This is a genomic window from Desulfovibrio sp. SGI.169 (assembly GCF_050313595.1).
GTDB lineage: Bacteria > Desulfobacterota > Desulfovibrionia > Desulfovibrionales > Desulfovibrionaceae > Desulfovibrio.
The window spans coordinates 1-485 of record NZ_JBNPLS010000089.1 but is presented as its reverse complement, the minus strand read 5'-3'; the positions used below and the strand labels follow the sequence as shown (position 1 = coordinate 485).

1 protein-coding gene is annotated in these 485 nt (G+C 48.0%); it reads right to left on the bottom strand.

Going from position 1 to position 485, the window contains the following annotated elements:
• On the bottom strand, positions 1-408 hold a 408-nt coding region (gene tnpA, locus ACQRA4_RS13920), incomplete at its 3' end, for an IS200/IS605 family transposase (RefSeq protein ID WP_427823641.1).
• Between the last annotated feature and the right edge of the window lie 77 nt (positions 409-485).

Here is a 485-nt window from a genome sequence, read left to right as displayed (position 1 = left end):
CAGACGCCTCTCTTCAGCTTCCTGATTGCGGATATACTCGCGAATCACATCCTCATCACGACCTACTGTGGATACATAGTAGCCACGCGCCCAAAAGCTTTGTCCAACAAAATTTCTCGCCTTTCCCCCTACATCCCCGGCTATCGCTATGGCACTCTTCCCTTTGATAAAACCAACCACTTCGCTTACAGAATGTTTGGGCGGAATCGAAATACACATATGTATGTGATCGATACAAAGATGACCTTCGATTATCCGGCTTTCGCGTTGCCGCGCCAATTCATGAAGCGCATCTCCCAAGTAATGCCGTAATTTTCCATACAAAACCTTGCGGCGGTATTTGGGAATCCATACCACATGATACTTGCAGTCCCATACCGTATGGCTTAAGCTCGAATTTCTCTTCACGGACAAGCCTCCTCTTGCTCGCACTGAGCAGCTCACAATGAGGAGGCTTGTCCCTACTTCCGCATAAGTCAAACTCT